Source organism: Rhodococcus sp. Chr-9 (genome assembly GCF_000801125.1).
Classification (GTDB): Bacteria; Actinomycetota; Actinomycetes; order Mycobacteriales; family Mycobacteriaceae; genus Rhodococcus; species Rhodococcus pyridinivorans.
The window spans coordinates 212,250-226,019 of sequence record NZ_JTIZ01000131.1; the positions used below are offsets into that span (position 1 = coordinate 212,250).

16 protein-coding genes, 5 tRNA genes and 1 pseudogene are annotated in these 13,770 nt (G+C 67.4%); 8 read left to right on the plus strand and 14 right to left on the minus strand.

Annotation, left to right across the window (positions count from 1 at the left end):
- The first annotated feature begins 17 nt into the window (after positions 1-17).
- From QR64_RS24105 to QR64_RS24120, 4 genes and pseudogenes are all read left to right on the plus strand, one after another.
- A complete protein-coding gene (locus tag QR64_RS24105; RefSeq protein ID WP_039587653.1) occupies positions 18-767 on the plus strand; it encodes an SDR family oxidoreductase in 750 nt (249 codons plus the stop codon).
- A complete protein-coding gene (locus QR64_RS24110; RefSeq protein WP_039587655.1) occupies positions 764-1,663 on the plus strand; it encodes an NAD(P)-dependent oxidoreductase in 900 nt (299 codons plus the stop codon). Before QR64_RS24105 ends, QR64_RS24110 begins: the two co-directional genes overlap by 4 nt.
- Positions 1,660-2,028: a carboxymuconolactone decarboxylase family protein gene (locus tag QR64_RS24115; RefSeq protein ID WP_006551766.1), complete on the plus strand. Its 369-nt coding sequence runs from the start codon at positions 1,660-1,662 to the stop codon at positions 2,026-2,028. Before QR64_RS24110 ends, QR64_RS24115 begins: the two co-directional genes overlap by 4 nt.
- Positions 2,025-2,597 (plus strand): annotated as a pseudogene (locus QR64_RS24120) (LLM class flavin-dependent oxidoreductase); the annotation flags it as partial. The gene QR64_RS24115 and the pseudogene QR64_RS24120, both read left to right, overlap by 4 nt.
- A 118-nt stretch (positions 2,598-2,715) precedes the next feature.
- Here the strand turns inward: QR64_RS24120 and QR64_RS26295 are convergent.
- The gene (locus QR64_RS26295; RefSeq protein WP_084222401.1) at positions 2,716-3,075 is read right to left on the minus strand and encodes an Rv2640c family ArsR-like transcriptional regulator; all 360 of its coding nucleotides are present in this window, start codon (positions 3,073-3,075) and stop codon (positions 2,716-2,718) included.
- 97 nt (positions 3,076-3,172) lie between these two features.
- Here QR64_RS26295 and QR64_RS24130 point away from each other — a divergent pair, with 97 nt between their 5' ends.
- Positions 3,173-3,664, plus strand: coding sequence for an ArsI/CadI family heavy metal resistance metalloenzyme (locus QR64_RS24130; protein WP_033096961.1), 492 nt, complete (start codon positions 3,173-3,175; stop codon positions 3,662-3,664).
- 52 nt (positions 3,665-3,716) lie between these two features.
- On the opposite strand, the gene QR64_RS24135 is transcribed toward QR64_RS24130, so the two are convergent.
- From QR64_RS24135 to QR64_RS24155, 5 genes are read right to left on the minus strand one after another with little or no spacing between them, the layout of a single operon-like run.
- Positions 3,717-4,124: a low molecular weight phosphatase family protein gene (locus QR64_RS24135; protein WP_033096819.1), complete on the minus strand. Its 408-nt coding sequence runs from the start codon at positions 4,122-4,124 to the stop codon at positions 3,717-3,719.
- A 13-nt stretch (positions 4,125-4,137) separates the two neighbouring features.
- Entirely contained in the window at positions 4,138-5,190 is a 1,053-nt protein-coding gene (locus QR64_RS24140) for an ArsO family NAD(P)H-dependent flavin-containing monooxygenase (RefSeq protein ID WP_039587660.1), read from the minus strand.
- A gap of 14 nt (positions 5,191-5,204) precedes the next feature.
- Positions 5,205-5,564 (minus strand): arsenate reductase ArsC, encoded by a 360-nt coding sequence (locus tag QR64_RS24145; protein ID WP_050993518.1) that lies wholly within the window; start codon positions 5,562-5,564, stop codon positions 5,205-5,207.
- Positions 5,565-5,621: 57 nt separating this feature from the next.
- Entirely contained in the window at positions 5,622-6,719 is a 1,098-nt protein-coding gene (gene arsB, locus QR64_RS24150; RefSeq protein ID WP_019290010.1) for an ACR3 family arsenite efflux transporter, read from the minus strand.
- Positions 6,716-7,114, minus strand: coding sequence for an ArsR/SmtB family transcription factor (locus QR64_RS24155; protein WP_033096821.1), 399 nt, complete (start codon positions 7,112-7,114; stop codon positions 6,716-6,718). The genes arsB and QR64_RS24155 overlap by 4 nt, the downstream gene beginning before the upstream one ends.
- A 792-nt stretch (positions 7,115-7,906) precedes the next feature.
- Between QR64_RS24155 and QR64_RS24165 the strand changes: the two genes are divergently transcribed.
- A complete protein-coding gene (locus QR64_RS24165; RefSeq protein WP_006551777.1) occupies positions 7,907-8,140 on the plus strand; it encodes a hypothetical protein in 234 nt (77 codons plus the stop codon).
- Complete coding sequence (locus QR64_RS24170; RefSeq protein ID WP_006551778.1) at positions 8,115-8,777, plus strand: class I SAM-dependent methyltransferase; 663 nt, start codon at positions 8,115-8,117, stop codon at positions 8,775-8,777. The genes QR64_RS24165 and QR64_RS24170 overlap by 26 nt, the downstream gene beginning before the upstream one ends.
- A gap of 1 nt (position 8,778) precedes the next feature.
- Here the strand turns inward: QR64_RS24170 and QR64_RS24175 are convergent, their stop codons facing one another.
- From QR64_RS24175 to QR64_RS24210, 8 genes are all read right to left on the minus strand, one after another.
- Positions 8,779-9,870 (minus strand): prenyltransferase, encoded by a 1,092-nt coding sequence (locus QR64_RS24175; protein ID WP_033096822.1) that lies wholly within the window; start codon positions 9,868-9,870, stop codon positions 8,779-8,781.
- Positions 9,857-10,588, minus strand: coding sequence for a class I SAM-dependent methyltransferase (locus QR64_RS24180; protein WP_024103028.1), 732 nt, complete (start codon positions 10,586-10,588; stop codon positions 9,857-9,859). The genes QR64_RS24175 and QR64_RS24180 overlap by 14 nt, the downstream gene beginning before the upstream one ends.
- Positions 10,582-11,820, minus strand: a complete 1,239-nt coding sequence (locus QR64_RS24185) for a glycosyltransferase family 4 protein (RefSeq protein WP_024103027.1) — start codon at positions 11,818-11,820, stop codon at positions 10,582-10,584. The genes QR64_RS24180 and QR64_RS24185 overlap by 7 nt, the downstream gene beginning before the upstream one ends.
- Before the next feature lie 224 nt (positions 11,821-12,044).
- Positions 12,045-12,118: transfer RNA gene (locus QR64_RS24190), tRNA-Asp, on the minus strand.
- Between the two features lie 85 nt (positions 12,119-12,203).
- Positions 12,204-12,280: transfer RNA gene (locus QR64_RS24195), tRNA-Phe, on the minus strand.
- 39 nt (positions 12,281-12,319) lie between these two features.
- Positions 12,320-12,393: transfer RNA gene (locus tag QR64_RS24200), tRNA-Asp, on the minus strand.
- Positions 12,394-12,447: 54 nt separating this feature from the next.
- A tRNA-Glu gene (locus tag QR64_RS24205) sits at positions 12,448-12,520 on the minus strand.
- A gap of 100 nt (positions 12,521-12,620) precedes the next feature.
- Positions 12,621-13,280, minus strand: coding sequence for a TetR/AcrR family transcriptional regulator (locus QR64_RS24210; protein WP_006551782.1), 660 nt, complete (start codon positions 13,278-13,280; stop codon positions 12,621-12,623).
- Positions 13,281-13,613: 333 nt separating this feature from the next.
- On the opposite strand from QR64_RS24210, the gene QR64_RS24215 reads away from it, so the two are divergent.
- Positions 13,614-13,686 (plus strand) — tRNA-Lys (locus QR64_RS24215).
- Positions 13,687-13,770 lie beyond the last annotated feature (84 nt).

Consider the following 13,770-nt stretch of genomic DNA (forward strand, 5'->3'; position numbering starts at 1 on the left):
CCGAAAGGACTTTTCCGATGGCACGTTTCACCGGTCGCACCGCGATCGTCACCGGCGCTGCCCAGGGGATCGGCGAGGCGTACGCGCGTGCGCTCGCCGCCGAGGGCGCGAACGTGGTGGTCGCCGATATCGATGCCGAACTCGGCGAACAGGTCGCCAAACAGATCGTCGCCGACGGCGGCATCGCGAGCTTCACCTCGGTCGACGTCTCCGACCCCGCCTCCGCCGAGGCACTCGCCGCGTCGACCGTCGAGACCTACGGCAGCATCGACCACGTGATCAACAATGCCGCCATCTACGGCGGCATGAAACTCGATCTGCTGCTGACGGTTCCGTGGGACTACTACAAGAAGTTCATGAGCGTGAACCTCGACGGCGCCCTCAACGTCACCCGCGCGGTGTGGCCGCACATGACGAAGAACGGCGGGTCGATCGTCAACCAGTCGTCGACGGCGGCCTGGCTGTACTCGGGTTTCTACGGGCTCGCGAAGGTCGGGATCAACGGTCTCACACAGCAACTCGCCGTCGAGCTCGGCGGGTCGAACATCCGCATCAATGCGATCGCCCCCGGCCCCATCGACACCGAGGCGACCCGCACCACCACCCCCGCGAATATGGTCGCCGACATGGTGAAGCAGTTGCCGCTCAAGCGCATGGGCACTCCCGACGATCTCGTCGGCATGTGCCTGTTCCTGCTCTCCGACGAGGCCGCCTGGGTCACAGGGCAGATCTTCAACGTCGACGGCGGGCAGGTGATCCGCTCGTGACCGACTCCATGATCGGCCGGGTCGGTTACATCGGGCTGGGCAACATGGGGGCACCGATGGCCGAGCGGTTGCTCACCCGACCCGGAGGCCTCACCGTGCTCGACGTGGTGCCCGAGGCGATGAGCCCGTTCACCGACAAGGGCGCCGCGGCGGCGTCGAGCCCGGCGGAGCTGGCCGCCGACTGCGACCTCGTGTGCGTGACCGTCCTCGACGACGCCCAGGTCCGCGACGTCGTCACCGGTCCGAACGGACTGCTCGCGACGGCCCGGCCCGGCACGGTCGTCGCGGTGCACTCGACGATCTCCGACACCACCGCCGTCGAGCTCGCCGCGAAGTGTGCCGAGAAGGGAGTCGACTTCGTCGATGCACCGGTCAGCGGCGGCGCCGGCGGTGCGAAGAACGGCACTCTCGCCGTGATGGTCGGCGCGACCGACGACGGCTTCGCCAAGATCGAGGAACCGTTCGGCACCTTCGCGTCGCTGGTCGTGCACGCGGGTCCCGTCGGGGCGGGAACCCGGATGAAGCTCGCCCGCAACCTGCTCCACTTCATCGCGTTCACCGCGGCGACGGAGGCACAACGACTCGCCGAGACCGCGGGCATCGACATCACCGAGCTCGGCAAGGTCGTCCGGCACACCGACGCGATCACCGGCGGCGCCGGTTCGATCATGTGGCGCGACACCACATCTCCTCTCGCGGAGGACGACTCCTGGTTCCCGATCTTCTCGCGCGTGCGCGCCCTGGGTGAGAAGGATCTCGCGCTGGCACTCGATCTCGGCGATCGCCTCGGAGTCGATCTGCCGCTCGGAGCCCGGGCGCTGTCCGACCTCGGCCCCGGCCTCGGAGTCGGCACGGGAGAGATCGCACGGACCCGTTCCCGGAAGGAGCACGCATGACCGACGAGACCCGCCGCCGCGGCCTGGAGATGATGTCCAAGGTCTACGGCTGGGAGATGCAGGACGGTCCCGGTGAGCACTTCGCCGTCACCGCCGACCACCTGTTCGCGAACATCTGGACCCGGCCCGGGCTGACCATTCGTGATCGGCGACTGCTGCTGCTCGGGGCACTCACCGCGCAGGGCGCCCCGGACATCGCCGAGATCCAGATCGAAGCGGCGCTGAAGAACGAGGAACTCGACGAGCAGCAGCTCCGCGAGATCGCCCTGTTCCTGTGTCACTACGTGGGCTGGCCGCTGGGCTCGAAGCTCGACAACGCAGTGGGCAGCGTGCTGCAGCGACGGAAGGCGGCGGCCCGCTCGTGAGCATCCCCGGCGGATCCGTACCGGAGCCGGACTGTCCGGAACTCGGGTTCTACGGCCTCGCCGGGCACGCCGACGACCCGAGGGCGCTGCTCGACGAGATCGCCGTCGCCGAACGCATCGGTCTCGGCTCGGTCTTCCTGTCGGAACGGTTCGACACCAAGGACGCGGCAGCGCTGGCCGGTGCGGCCGCCGCGACGAGCCGCACGCTCGGGATCGGCACCGCAGCGACCAATCCGCACACCCGCCATCCCCTCGTCACAGCGACGATGGCGACCACACTGCACCGGTTGAGCCGCGGCCGCTACGCCCTCGGGTTCGGCCGCGGCTTCGACGTGCTGTTCGATCTCATGGGTCTGCCTCGCGTGACGTCGGCGCGGCTCGAGGACACCGTCGATCTGCTCCGGACGCTGTGGCGCGGTGACGCGGTCGTCGACCGGCACGGCCCGGCCGGCGACTTCCCGTATCTGCGACGCACCGCCGAGGGCGTCGACCGCATCCCGATCCTCATGGTCGCGCTCGGCGAGCGCACGCTCGACCTGGCGGGACGCGTGGCCGACGCCGTCGTCCTGCACACAGTCTTCACCGGACCAGCGACCCAACCAAGGCCGCTGCGCGCCCAACCCCCGATTTTCTGCTCGATGTACGTCCTTCCGGGCCATATGGCAGGTAATCGACACCACGTCGGGATCAGCGACAACAGTTCGGGTCCAGCACCATCCGCAGGGCTTCGAGAGACTCGGCGCGAGGGCGGCAGAAGACGTTCATCCCGCGGCGTTCGGATACGACCATGCCGGCCTTGCGCAGTTGCCCGAGGTGGTGACTGACGGTGGATTCGGTCAGATCGACGCCGGTGGCGAGATCGCAGGTGCACACTTCGCCGTCGTCGGCGGTGAGCAGGATCGACATGAGCTTGATGCGGACCGGGTCCGCCAGCGCCTTCAGCCGCAGGGCGAGTTCGAGAGCTGCGTTGTCGCTCATCGGCGCGGCCGAAACCGGTTCGCAGCAGATCGGGGCGCTGACGTCGATCACAGGCAGAGCTTTCGGCATGGTTCGAGCTTATCCACTTACTTGACATATGTCGAAAAGGTGGCGCATCCTGTACCCGTCCAGAGTTTCGACATATGTCACACAAGTGGAGGATGTCATGTCCCGCGCACAACTCGCCCTCAACGTCGACGACCTGCAAGAAGCGGTCGCCTTCTACTCGAAGCTGTTCGGCACCGAACCGGCCAAGGTCAAGCCGGGCTACGCGAACTTCGCGATCGCCGAGCCGCCGCTCAAGCTCGTGCTGCTGGAGAACCCCGGCAAGGGCGGCACCATCAACCACCTGGGCGTGGAGGTGGAATCGAGCGAGAAGGTCCATGCCGAGATTGCCCGCCTGACCGGCGAAGGGCTGTTCACCGATGAGGAGATCGGCACCACCTGCTGCTTCGCTACCCAGGACAAGGTGTGGGTCACCGGGCCGGCCGGGGAGAAGTGGGAGGTCTACACCGTCCTCGCCGATTCGGAGACCTTCGGCTCGAGCCCACAGCACCTCGACGATTCGGCCGCCACCGAGGGCGGCGTGTGCTGCGGCACCGCCGCCGCCCCGACCGAGGACAAGCAGGAGGCGCCAGCCGCACCGTCCTGCTGCTGAACAACACCCCTCGATGTCGGCCACCGGATTCGGATGGCCGACATCGGTGTCTTCAGCGACGGAGCCGGTCGGCAAGGTCGGTGACACGAGCGGCGATGTCGTCGCGGACCAGCCGCATCCGTTCGATGCCGTCGATGCCGCGCTCGGACGGCTCGTCGGTGTCCCAGTTCTCGAACCGTGTCCCGGCCACCGGATCGAGACGGGCTTCGCGGCCGAGGGTGACCACGAGATCGACGTCCCGAACCAGCTGGGGGTCGACCAGTGTCGGAGTCTCGCCCGCGATGTCGACACCGACTTCGAGGAGCACTTCGGCCGCCAGGGCATTGATACTGGTGCCGGGCTTCGTACCGGCGGAGTGCACCGCGACGGTGTCGCCGGCGGCGGCCCGCATCAGGCCGGCGGCCATCTGGGATTTTCCGCCGTTCTTCACACAGACGAACAGCACCGAGGGTGTGCTCACGGTCGAGGTCCTTTCACGCAGGTCGGGTGTCGAGGTCGAGGTCGGCGACAGCGGCCTTGGCGGTGCGGCCGACGCCGAGGAGGGTGGCCGAACCGGGTCCGGTCCAGTCGCCGTAGCCGAGCAGGTGCAGGCGCGGTTCCTTGAGTGCGCGGGTGCCGGCGACCGGCACCGTGCCGGTGTGATCGCGCAGCCGCAACGGGCGCAGGTGTGCGAGGGCGGGCCGAAATCCCGTCGCCCACACCACGACATCAGCCCGCTGGTGACGCTCACCCCAGGCGATGCCGTCGACGGTGAGCCGATCGAACATCGGCAGCGCGGTCAAGACGCCGCGCTCACGGGCGGCAAGCACCTCCGGGACCATCACGATGTCCCCCAGGGCGGCGATGCCGCCGGGATCAGTCCGTCCGGCAGCCAGGGCCACTGCACGGCGGGAGGCGAGCTCGAACAAGGCCCGGCCGTCGACGCCATCCGGCAGGAACCGCGGGGGCCGGTTGGTGACCCAGATGGTTCTCGCGGTGGTGGAGATCTCGGCGACGAGTTGAGCCGCGGAGTTGCCACCCCCGACCACTACGACGTCCGAGCCGGTGAACTCGGCCGCGCTACGGTAGTCGACGGTGTGCAACTGCCGCCCGGTGAACACATTTATGCCCGGATAGCTCGGCAGAAACGGTCGCTGCCAGGTACCGGTGGCGCTGATCACCCGCCGCGCCCGCCACTGCCCGCGGTCGGTGTCGACCAGCAGATCAGGGCCGTCGCGGCGTACCGCCTGCACCCGCACCGGCCGCTCGATCGGCAGGCCGTAGCGGGTTTCGTAGGCGGTGAGATAGTCGACGACATGCCGTGCCGGCGGGAATCCGTCCGGCCAGCGGGGCATCGGCCACCCGGGCAGGGATGCGAATTCCGCCGGGGAGAACAGATGCAGCGAGGACCACATGTGCGGCCACGCCCCACCTGGCCGTTCCTGGTCGTCGAGGATCACGAAGCGGTGCCCGGCCCGGCGCAGGTAGTAGCCGGCAGCCAGACCCGCCTGCCCACCGCCGATCACCACGACATCGACGTTCGTCATCGGAGAGCCTCGGGTCAGCGCGGGGTGGGCGGGGCGGTCAGCTCGGCGATGAGGGCTTCGACCTTGGCGCGGATCTCATCGCGGATCGGACGCACCGCCTCGAGGCCCTGCCCGGCCGGGTCGTCGAGCACCCAGTCGCGGTAGGACGTGCCGGGAAAGACCGGGCAGGTGTCCCCGCAGCCCATCGTGATGACCACATCCGATGCCTGCACCGCCGCGGTGGTGAGGATCTTCGGGTTCTCGGTAGAGATGTCGATGCCTACCTCGGCCATCGCCGCGACCGCGGCCGGGTTCACCTGTTCGGCCGGGGCGCTGCCGGCCGAACGCACCTCGATCCGGTCCCCGGCCAGAGCGGTGAGGAACCCGGCGGCCATCTGCGAGCGGCCGGCGTTGTGGACACAGACGAACAACACACTCGGTGTGCTCACGGATCAGACCTTTCGTGGCGCCGGCACCTGCGCCGACTCATGACGGGTGAAGCGCTTCCGTAGGGCGAGGGAGACGTAGACCAGGGCGACCAGGACGGGAACCTCGATGAGCGGTCCGACCACCCCGGCCAGGGCCTGCCCGGAGGTCACGCCGAAGGTGCCGATCGCCACGGCGATGGCGAGCTCGAAGTTGTTACCCGCCGCGGTGAACGCGAGGGTGGTGGTGCGTTCGTAGCCGAGGCCGATCGCGGCGCCGAACAGGTATCCGCCGACCCACATGATCGCGAAGTACGCCAGCAGCGGCAGCGCGATCCTCACCACGTCCAGCGGGCGGGAGGTGATCTGCTCGCCCTGCAAGGCGAACAGGATCACGATGGTGAACAGCAACCCGTACAGGGCCCACGGTCCGATCTTCGGCAGGAAGGTGTCCTCGTACCAGGTGCGGCCCTTGGCCTTCTCGCCGAAGTGTCGGGTGAGGAACCCTGCGACCAGGGGAATGCCGAGGAAGATCAGCACCGATTTGGCGATCTGCCATGGCGATACGTCCAGGGCGGCCTGTTCGAGGCCGAGCCAGCCGGGGAGCACCGACAGGTAGAACCAGCCGAGCACGGCGAACATGATCACCTGGAACACCGAGTTGATCGCCACCAGCACCGCCGCGGCTTCCCGGTCGCCGCAGGCGAGGTCGTTCCAGATGATGACCATGGCGATGCACCGGGCGAGACCGACGATGATCAGGCCGGTGCGGTACTCGGGCAGATCCGGCAGCATCAGCCAGGCGAGTGCGAACATCAGTGCGGGTCCGAGGATCCAGTTGAGGATCAGCGACGAGACCAGCAGTTTGCGGTCGCCGGTGACGGTGTCGAGGCGGTCGTAGCGCACCTTCGCCAGCACCGGGTACATCATGATCAGCAGACCGAGGGCGATCGGCAGGGAGATGCCGTCGATCTCGATGAAACTCAACGCTTCACCCAGTCCGGGGATCAGGCGGCCGAGCAACAGACCCACCACGATGGCGGCGCCGATCCACACGGCCAGATACCGGTCGAGGGTTGACATCTTCCCGACGACAGCCGGGTGTTCGGTGTTCGTCGCGGTCATCGGGCCGACTCCACGGCATCGCTGGCCGGGGCACAGCCCGAACCCGGCAACACCCCTACCTCGGCGGAGAGCACGGCCGACAACTGCGCCAGGGCTGACGGGATCACCCGGTAGTACACCCAGGTGCCACGGCGTTCGCAGTCGAGCAGGCCGGCCTCGCGCAGCACCTTGAGGTGATGCGAGATGGTCGGCTGGGACAGGTCGAAGGCCGGGCTGATGTCGCAGACACAGCTTTCGCCGCCCTCATGGCTGGCGATCAGGCTGAGCAGCCGTAGGCGTACCGGGTCTCCGATCGCCTTGAACATCCGGGCCAGGTCTGCAGCCCAGTCCTCCGTCAGAGGTTCCCGTACCAGTGGTGCGCAGCAGAGGTCACCACTATCAGTTTGAATCGACACCCATCAATATTGACACTGATCGAATCAGCCGGCAAATCGTCTTGCCACATGCGGTCAGGGCAGAACCTCCTCCCACAGAACCTGACGGTTCACATTCCTAGGATCACCGCCCATGACAACCAGTACCCAGTTCACGCCTTCTCGTGAACGGCTCCTCGAGCTCATCGACGAACTGTGGAACGGATGGAATCGGTTCTTGAACCGAGACCCCAATCGTTGTGCCGACCGCGGGATACCGAACATCCACTGACCACAGCCGTGGTCATGGCCTATGAAACAGCGATCACCGCGCATTGGCTCGCCGAGGTGGGAGATTCGCGGTGATCTCCGTCAGTCCCCCGTACAACGAGTCCGGTGGCGGCGGCACGGCGTGTCCCGTCGTAGCCCGGTCGACAGATCGCATCTGGTCGGTCCTCGCGACCGTCGACGAGTCGACGCCCGAGGATCTTTCGTTCGCGGAAGCTGACCGGACGGCTCGCGACCTACCTGCAGGGCTGTGGTGACGTGCTCGTGCGTGCGAACAGCTGGGATCCTCAGGTACTGCACCGTTTCAGGGACGACGCGCAGGTCCGTGCTCATTCCGGACCGACCGACGCGGCGCCCACCGAAACGGCGCCAAGCCCACCGAGCTCGCCCCGGTCGCCGCCGCGTGGCGGACGACCCGCGACCCCGAGCGTTTCGCACCTCTACCCGCAAACCCCGGCCGGAGCGCACGATGACCGATCTGTAGTTGTCGGTGGACGACCTGACTCCCGAACGACTCTCGGCCGTGCTCAGTGGCACGGTACGCACGTGCAGGTCGAGCGGATCGGAACGGGCCGGATCGCCACGAGGACCGAGCGCGGCGACCGCACGTTCGCGGTGATGGTCGAGCGGTCGTGCGCCGCGATCCGCGATCTCGACAGTCTCACCGTCGTGTCCGAGAGCATCGGACGCCGCGATCGGTCGGTAGGGTGCTCGGGATACACCGCATCACGCGAGAAGAACGGAGATCCATCCGATGTCCCGCACCACCCTGCCCCGTGAGGCGATCGAACTCGCTGAGGCGACACCGGGTTTCATGCCCCAGGACGAGGGAACCGCACTGCACGAGGCTGCGGTGCAGTATCTCGGTGACGGCGTCGGCGTCGAGATCGGCACCTACTGCGGCCGCTCGACCGTGTATCTCGGCGCTGCGGCCAAGGCGACCGGCGGCACCATCGTCACCGTCGACCACCACCACGGTTCGGAGGAGCATCAGCCCGGCTGGGATTACCACGATCCGTCGCTGGTCGACCCGCACACCGGCCGCCTCGACACGGTCGGCGCACTGCGGCACACTCTCGCCGACGGCGACCTCGAATCGCACGTCGTCGCGGTGGTCGGCAATTCTCCTGTGGTGGCGTCGTTCTGGCGCACCCCCGCCTCGTTCGTGTTCATCGACGGCGGACACAGCAGCGAGGCGGCCCGGGCGGACTACGACGGCTGGGCGAGATGGGTGCGCATCGGCGGCGCCCTGATCATCCACGACGTCTTCCCCGACCCGAAGGACGGCGGCCGGCCTCCGTACGAGATCTACTGTCTCGCACTGGAGAGCGGGGAGTTCGTCGAGAAGTCGGTGACGTCCTCGCTGCGGGTTCTCCAACGCACCGCCGGCACGGTCGGATCACGGCCCGGCAGCTGAACTACCGGACGAGCACCGGGCAACGCTCGGTGCAGCGGTCGGCGCCCACCTGGTCGGCGGGTGCCGCCGCATCCCGGAAGATCGCGTTTCCTCCCGTCGTGCGCGAGAGCGCGTCGGCGGCGAGGATCACCGCTGCGCTGGTCCAGGAACTGACCTCCACCGGCCAGCGCTTGCCGTCGGCGTAGACCAGACCGGTCCAGTACGAACCGTCCGGGTCGCGCAGATGCTGCATGGCCGCGAACAATTCGCGGGCACGCCCGGCGTGGCCGAGTGCGTCGAGCGCCAGGACCAGTTCGCACGTCTCGGCTCCGGTGACCCACGGACGATGGTCGACGCACCGGATCCCGAGACCGTCGACGACGAAATCCGACCAGCGTTCGCGGATCCGTTCGTGCGCATCGGTGCCGCGCACCGCTCCCCCGAGGATCGGGTAGTACCAGTCCATCGAGTACTCGGGCTTGGGCGTGAACGCCTCGGGATGCCGACGCAGAGCGTGGCCGAGACGGATCAGCGCGACCTCCCATTCGGGTTGCGCCTCACCGATCAGATCGGCGATCCGCAGACCGCACCACAGGCTCTGGTGGATACTCGAACAGCCTGTGAGCAGCGCTTCGTCGAACATCCCGCCGTCGCCTCGCGCCCAGGAGATCTGGCCGCCCGGCAACTGCATGTCGACCACGAGGTCGAGCGCTGCCCGCACCGTCGGCCACATGTGCTCGACGAACCCGCGATCACCCGTCACGAGATGGTGGTGCCATACGCCAACGGCGATGTAGGCCGTGAAATTGCTGTCGGTGTCGTGGTTCTCGACGATGTCGCCCCGGAACTGGAAGGGCCACGACCCGTCGGCGCGCTGCGTCCGCCGCGACCACTCGAAGGCGGCGTCCGCCTCTTCGCGTAAACCGATGACGGTCAACGCCATCGCGGATTCGATGTGATCCCACGGGTCGATGTGCCCACCGGGGAACCACGGGACGGCGCCCGAGGGCTCCTGCATCCGCGCGATGGCCCGGCCCGTCGCCAGGCTCTGTTCCGGCGACAGCACACCCGGCACCGACGGCACCGTCACGCGCGCGGATTCACCGCGCCGCACCGGCGTTTCCCGGCTTCTCGAGGTAGAACACGACACTCTTCCCGATGACGGGATCGAGGATCTTCTCGGCCGTGCGAGTGATCCACGGGGCCTTCATAAGATCCCAGACCAGCAGCCGGTGGTACGCCTTCGTCAGCGGATTGTCGTCGTTGTCGACGCCGACGGCGCACTTGAGCCACCAGTACGGTGCGTGCAGTGCGTGGGCGTGGTCGGTGCCCGAGACCGTCAGACCGGCTGAGGCGAGTTTCGCGGCGAGTTCGTCGGCCTTGTAGATGCGGATGTGCCCGCCCTCCACCTCGTGGTAGGCGTCCGACAGGGCCCAGCAGATCTTTTCCGGCAGCCAGCGCGGCACGGTCACGGCCGCGACACCACCGGGTTTGAGGACCCGGACGAGTTCGGCGATGGCCCGCTCGTCCTCCGGCACGTGCTCGAGCACCTCGGAGATGAGCACGAGATCGAAGGTCGCGTCGTCGTACGGCAGCGCGAGCGCGTCGCCGACCTCGGCCCGGGCCAGCGCACCCTCGGGGACCTCGCCTTCGAGTTCCATCGCGACGAACATGTCGGCGACGGCCTTCATGTCGTCGGCGTTCTGGTCGAAGGCGACGACATCCGCGCCGCGGCGGTACAGCTCGAAGGAGTGGCGCCCCGCGCCGGCCCCGATGTCGAGAGCGCGTATCCCCGGTACGACGCCCAGGCGGTCGAAGTCGACGGTCAGCATCCGTTCTTCCCCTCTCGATGCGCGGCGATCGCCTTGTCGTAGATCGCGGCGGTCTGCGCGGCCACGGCCGCCCAGCTGTAGCGTTCGAGCACACGCTCGCGGCCCTTCGTGCCGAGACGCCGACGCTCGGCCGGGTCGTCGAACAGGCCCGCGAGCCCTGCTGCAAGCTGTTCGGCGTCGCCCGGAGGCACCAGCCGACCGGCGTCCCCGACGACCTCGGGGATGGCCCCGGCGCGGCTCGCGACGAGCGGTGTTCCGCACGACATCGCCTCGATGGCCGGCAGCGAGAATCCCTCGTACAGCGACGGCACCGCCGCGATCTCGGCGGAGGCGAGCAGGTCGGCGAGTTCGGTGTCGTCGATCCCGGAGACGGTGCGCACGACGTCGCCGATCGCGAGTTCGTCGATGAGCTTCTCGGTGGCGCCGCCCGGGGCGAGCTTCGAGACGAGGACCAGTTCGATCTCGCGTTCGGTGCGCAGCTTCGCGACCGCCTCGAGCAGGGTGGGAACACCCTTGAGCGGGGCGTCGGCGCTCGCGACGCAGACGATCCGACCGGGAACTCGCTCGTCCTTCCGCGGCGCGAACACCTCCGTGTTCACGCCGAGCGGGATCGTGTGGATGCGTTCGGATTCGATCCCGAAGGCGGTGCGGATGTCGTCGGCCGAGTTCTCCGACACCGTGAGCAGCGTGGGAATCTGCTGGGCCACCTTCTCCTGCATGCGCAGGAATCCGTACCAGCGCCGGAGCGTGACCTTACGGCTGAGGGTGGTCGCGGAGGCGAGATCGAGTTCGCGGTCGCGGGTGATCGGATGGTGGATCGTCGCGACGAGAGGAAGGTCCTCGGCGATGCGCAGCAAGCCGGACGCGAGCGACTGGTTGTCGTGCACGACGTCGAAGTCGCCGAGGCGGTCGCGCAGCAGTCGTGCGGCGCGCAGACCGAAGGTGCGTGGTTCGGGGAAACCGGCGGTCCACATGGTGGCGACCTCGAGGACGTCGATCCAGTCGCGGTATTCACCCAGCTTCGGGGTGCGGAACGGATCGTCGTCGCGGTAGAGATCGAGACTGGGCACCTTCGTGAGCGTCACGCCGGGGTCGAGCTCGGGGTACGGCTGCCCGGAGAACACCTCGACGGTGTGCCCCTGGGCGACGAGTTCGCGACTGAGATGGCGGACGTAGACCCCCTGACCCCCACAATGCGGCTTGCTCCGGTACGACAACAGAGCTACGCGCACATTCCACCTCGGGGTTCGCTCGGAGGGCCAGGTCACTCGGACAGATGTCCACTAGTTGTGTAGGGCACACACTAGAACATGTTTTGTGTCCTCACGATAGCGAGCCGGACCGCACCCGGTGCGGATCGGCGGTACGAGTGGGACCACGACGCAGACACCGGACCGCGAACAGGTGACGACGACGAAGCCCCGGTATCGATGTGATGCCGGGGCTTCGCCTGGAGCGACCCTGACGGGACTCGAACCCGCGACCTCCGCCGTGACAGGGCGGCGCGCTAACCAACTGCGCCACAGGGCCATGAGGAACCGGAGTTCCCACAGCTCGACCCACCGCAACCGGTGGGTCGAAGATATGAAATTGATGGTTGTTCGCCGGACAACCGTGGTGGCCAGGGCCGGGATCGAACCGGCGACCTTCCGCTTTTCAGGCGGACGCTCGTACCAACTGAGCTACCTGGCCGGACGGCACCCGAACCGAATGCCGATCGAAACTCTGGAGCGACCCTGACGGGACTCGAACCCGCGACCTCCGCCGTGACAGGGCGGCGCGCTAACCAACTGCGCCACAGGGCCATATATATTCACTTCTCACACCAAGATACTGCACACTTCGACGAGGTCGAAGCGTACCCCCTACGGGATTCGAACCCGCGCTACCGCCTTGAAAGGGCGGCGTCCTAGGCCGCTAGACGAAGGGGGCCCGATCGGATTTCTCCGAACCGCACCCTCAACGGGTTTGGCGTTCCGTTGGGAGCTTGGACAGCTTATGCCACGGCATTCGCGAATCACAAATCAGCAGGTCAAGTGGCTGATTCGTCGTTGTTGGGCCTGCTCGGCCAGCCCTTCTCCCGCCACTGCGCGAGCCACTGCTCCGATGCCATCGCCTCGAGCGGCACCTCCACGCAGGCCTCGAAACGGGCGCGGACGTCGGTCTCCGGCGACGTGAGGTCGGCGAGATAGCGTTGACCGGCGAGTGACGACGCGATGGCCTCGACGAAACGCTGGAGGTCGACATCGGGCCGGAACAGGCCCTTCTCCTGCGCTTCGCGCGCCAGCTGGTAGCCGGCCCGCCCCCACAGGACGCTGCCGCGCAGCCTGACCTCCTCCGCGAACTCGGGTTCGGTGACCAGACGGAACTCCGCGGCGATGACCACGTCGTCGTGCAGAGCCGCACCGAGATCACCGACGAGACCGTGCAGCCGCTCGAAGGGGTCGAGATCGGGGACGTCCATCCACCTGCCGACGATGGCACGGTAGTGCTCGAGTCCTTCGTCGAGCACCGCCCGGGCCAGATCCTCCTTGGACGCGAAGTGAAAGTACATCGCACCCTTGGTGGCGTTCGACTGCTCGAGGATGGCGTTGATCGATGCTGCGGCGAAACCTCGCCGCGCGAATTCGGTGGCTGCCGATCGGACGATCGCAGCCCGCGTACGACGCGCACGCTCCTGTTGACGAGGCATGGGGAAATTCGGCCTTCCACGTTCCTGTGTTCCCCCACGAGACAACTCTAGTCTGCCCCCTCACAACCCCGCTTCCAGGCCGTGTTCCACCGGGTGAAATGTGAAACTCCACCCCCGACACCCGGGTTTCCACAGAACACACCGAGTGGTACGCTTTGTCCGGCTCGGGTGCGGAGCAGGGGGTGGGCACCCGAGCCTCTTTCCATTCGTCACGGGTGGCGTCCGCACCGCCGGATGTCCGATATCATCGATCGCGCAGCGTGGCTCACCCTGTGATGTGGTCACCGGACCATGCGGTCTGATCACTGCGGTGTGGTTACACTGTGCGCCCATGCCCCTATAGCTCAGTTGGTAGAGCTACGGACTTTTAATCCGCAGGTCGTAGGTTCGAGCCCTACTGGGGGCACCGGCAACGCCGGCGTCGTACACGACGCCGGCGTTCGTCGTTCCGGAACGTCCCACGGTCCTTCGTCGGAGTCCGGGTCCTTCG

What these genes read in the sequence shown, in the direction of transcription:
- QR64_RS24105 (WP_039587653.1), top strand. Translation starts at nt 18, where the DNA reads ATGGCACGTTTCACCGGTCGCACCGCGATCGTCACCGGCGCTGCCCAG.
- QR64_RS24115 (WP_006551766.1), top strand. Translation starts at nt 1,660, where the DNA reads ATGACCGACGAGACCCGCCGCCGCGGCCTGGAGATGATGTCCAAGGTC.
- QR64_RS26295 (WP_084222401.1), bottom strand. Translation starts at nt 3,075, where the DNA reads ATGCCGAAAGCTCTGCCTGTGATCGACGTCAGCGCCCCGATCTGCTGC.
- QR64_RS24130 (WP_033096961.1), top strand. Translation starts at nt 3,173, where the DNA reads ATGTCCCGCGCACAACTCGCCCTCAACGTCGACGACCTGCAAGAAGCG.
- QR64_RS24140 (WP_039587660.1), bottom strand. Translation starts at nt 5,190, where the DNA reads ATGACGAACGTCGATGTCGTGGTGATCGGCGGTGGGCAGGCGGGTCTG.
- QR64_RS24145 (WP_050993518.1), bottom strand. Translation starts at nt 5,564, where the DNA reads ATGGCCGCCGGGTTCCTCACCGCTCTGGCCGGGGACCGGATCGAGGTG.
- arsB (WP_019290010.1), bottom strand. Translation starts at nt 6,719, where the DNA reads ATGACCGCGACGAACACCGAACACCCGGCTGTCGTCGGGAAGATGTCA.
- QR64_RS24170 (WP_006551778.1), top strand. Translation starts at nt 8,115, where the DNA reads ATGTCCCGCACCACCCTGCCCCGTGAGGCGATCGAACTCGCTGAGGCG.
- QR64_RS24180 (WP_024103028.1), bottom strand. Translation starts at nt 10,588, where the DNA reads ATGCTGACCGTCGACTTCGACCGCCTGGGCGTCGTACCGGGGATACGC.
- QR64_RS24210 (WP_006551782.1), bottom strand. Translation starts at nt 13,280, where the DNA reads ATGCCTCGTCAACAGGAGCGTGCGCGTCGTACGCGGGCTGCGATCGTC.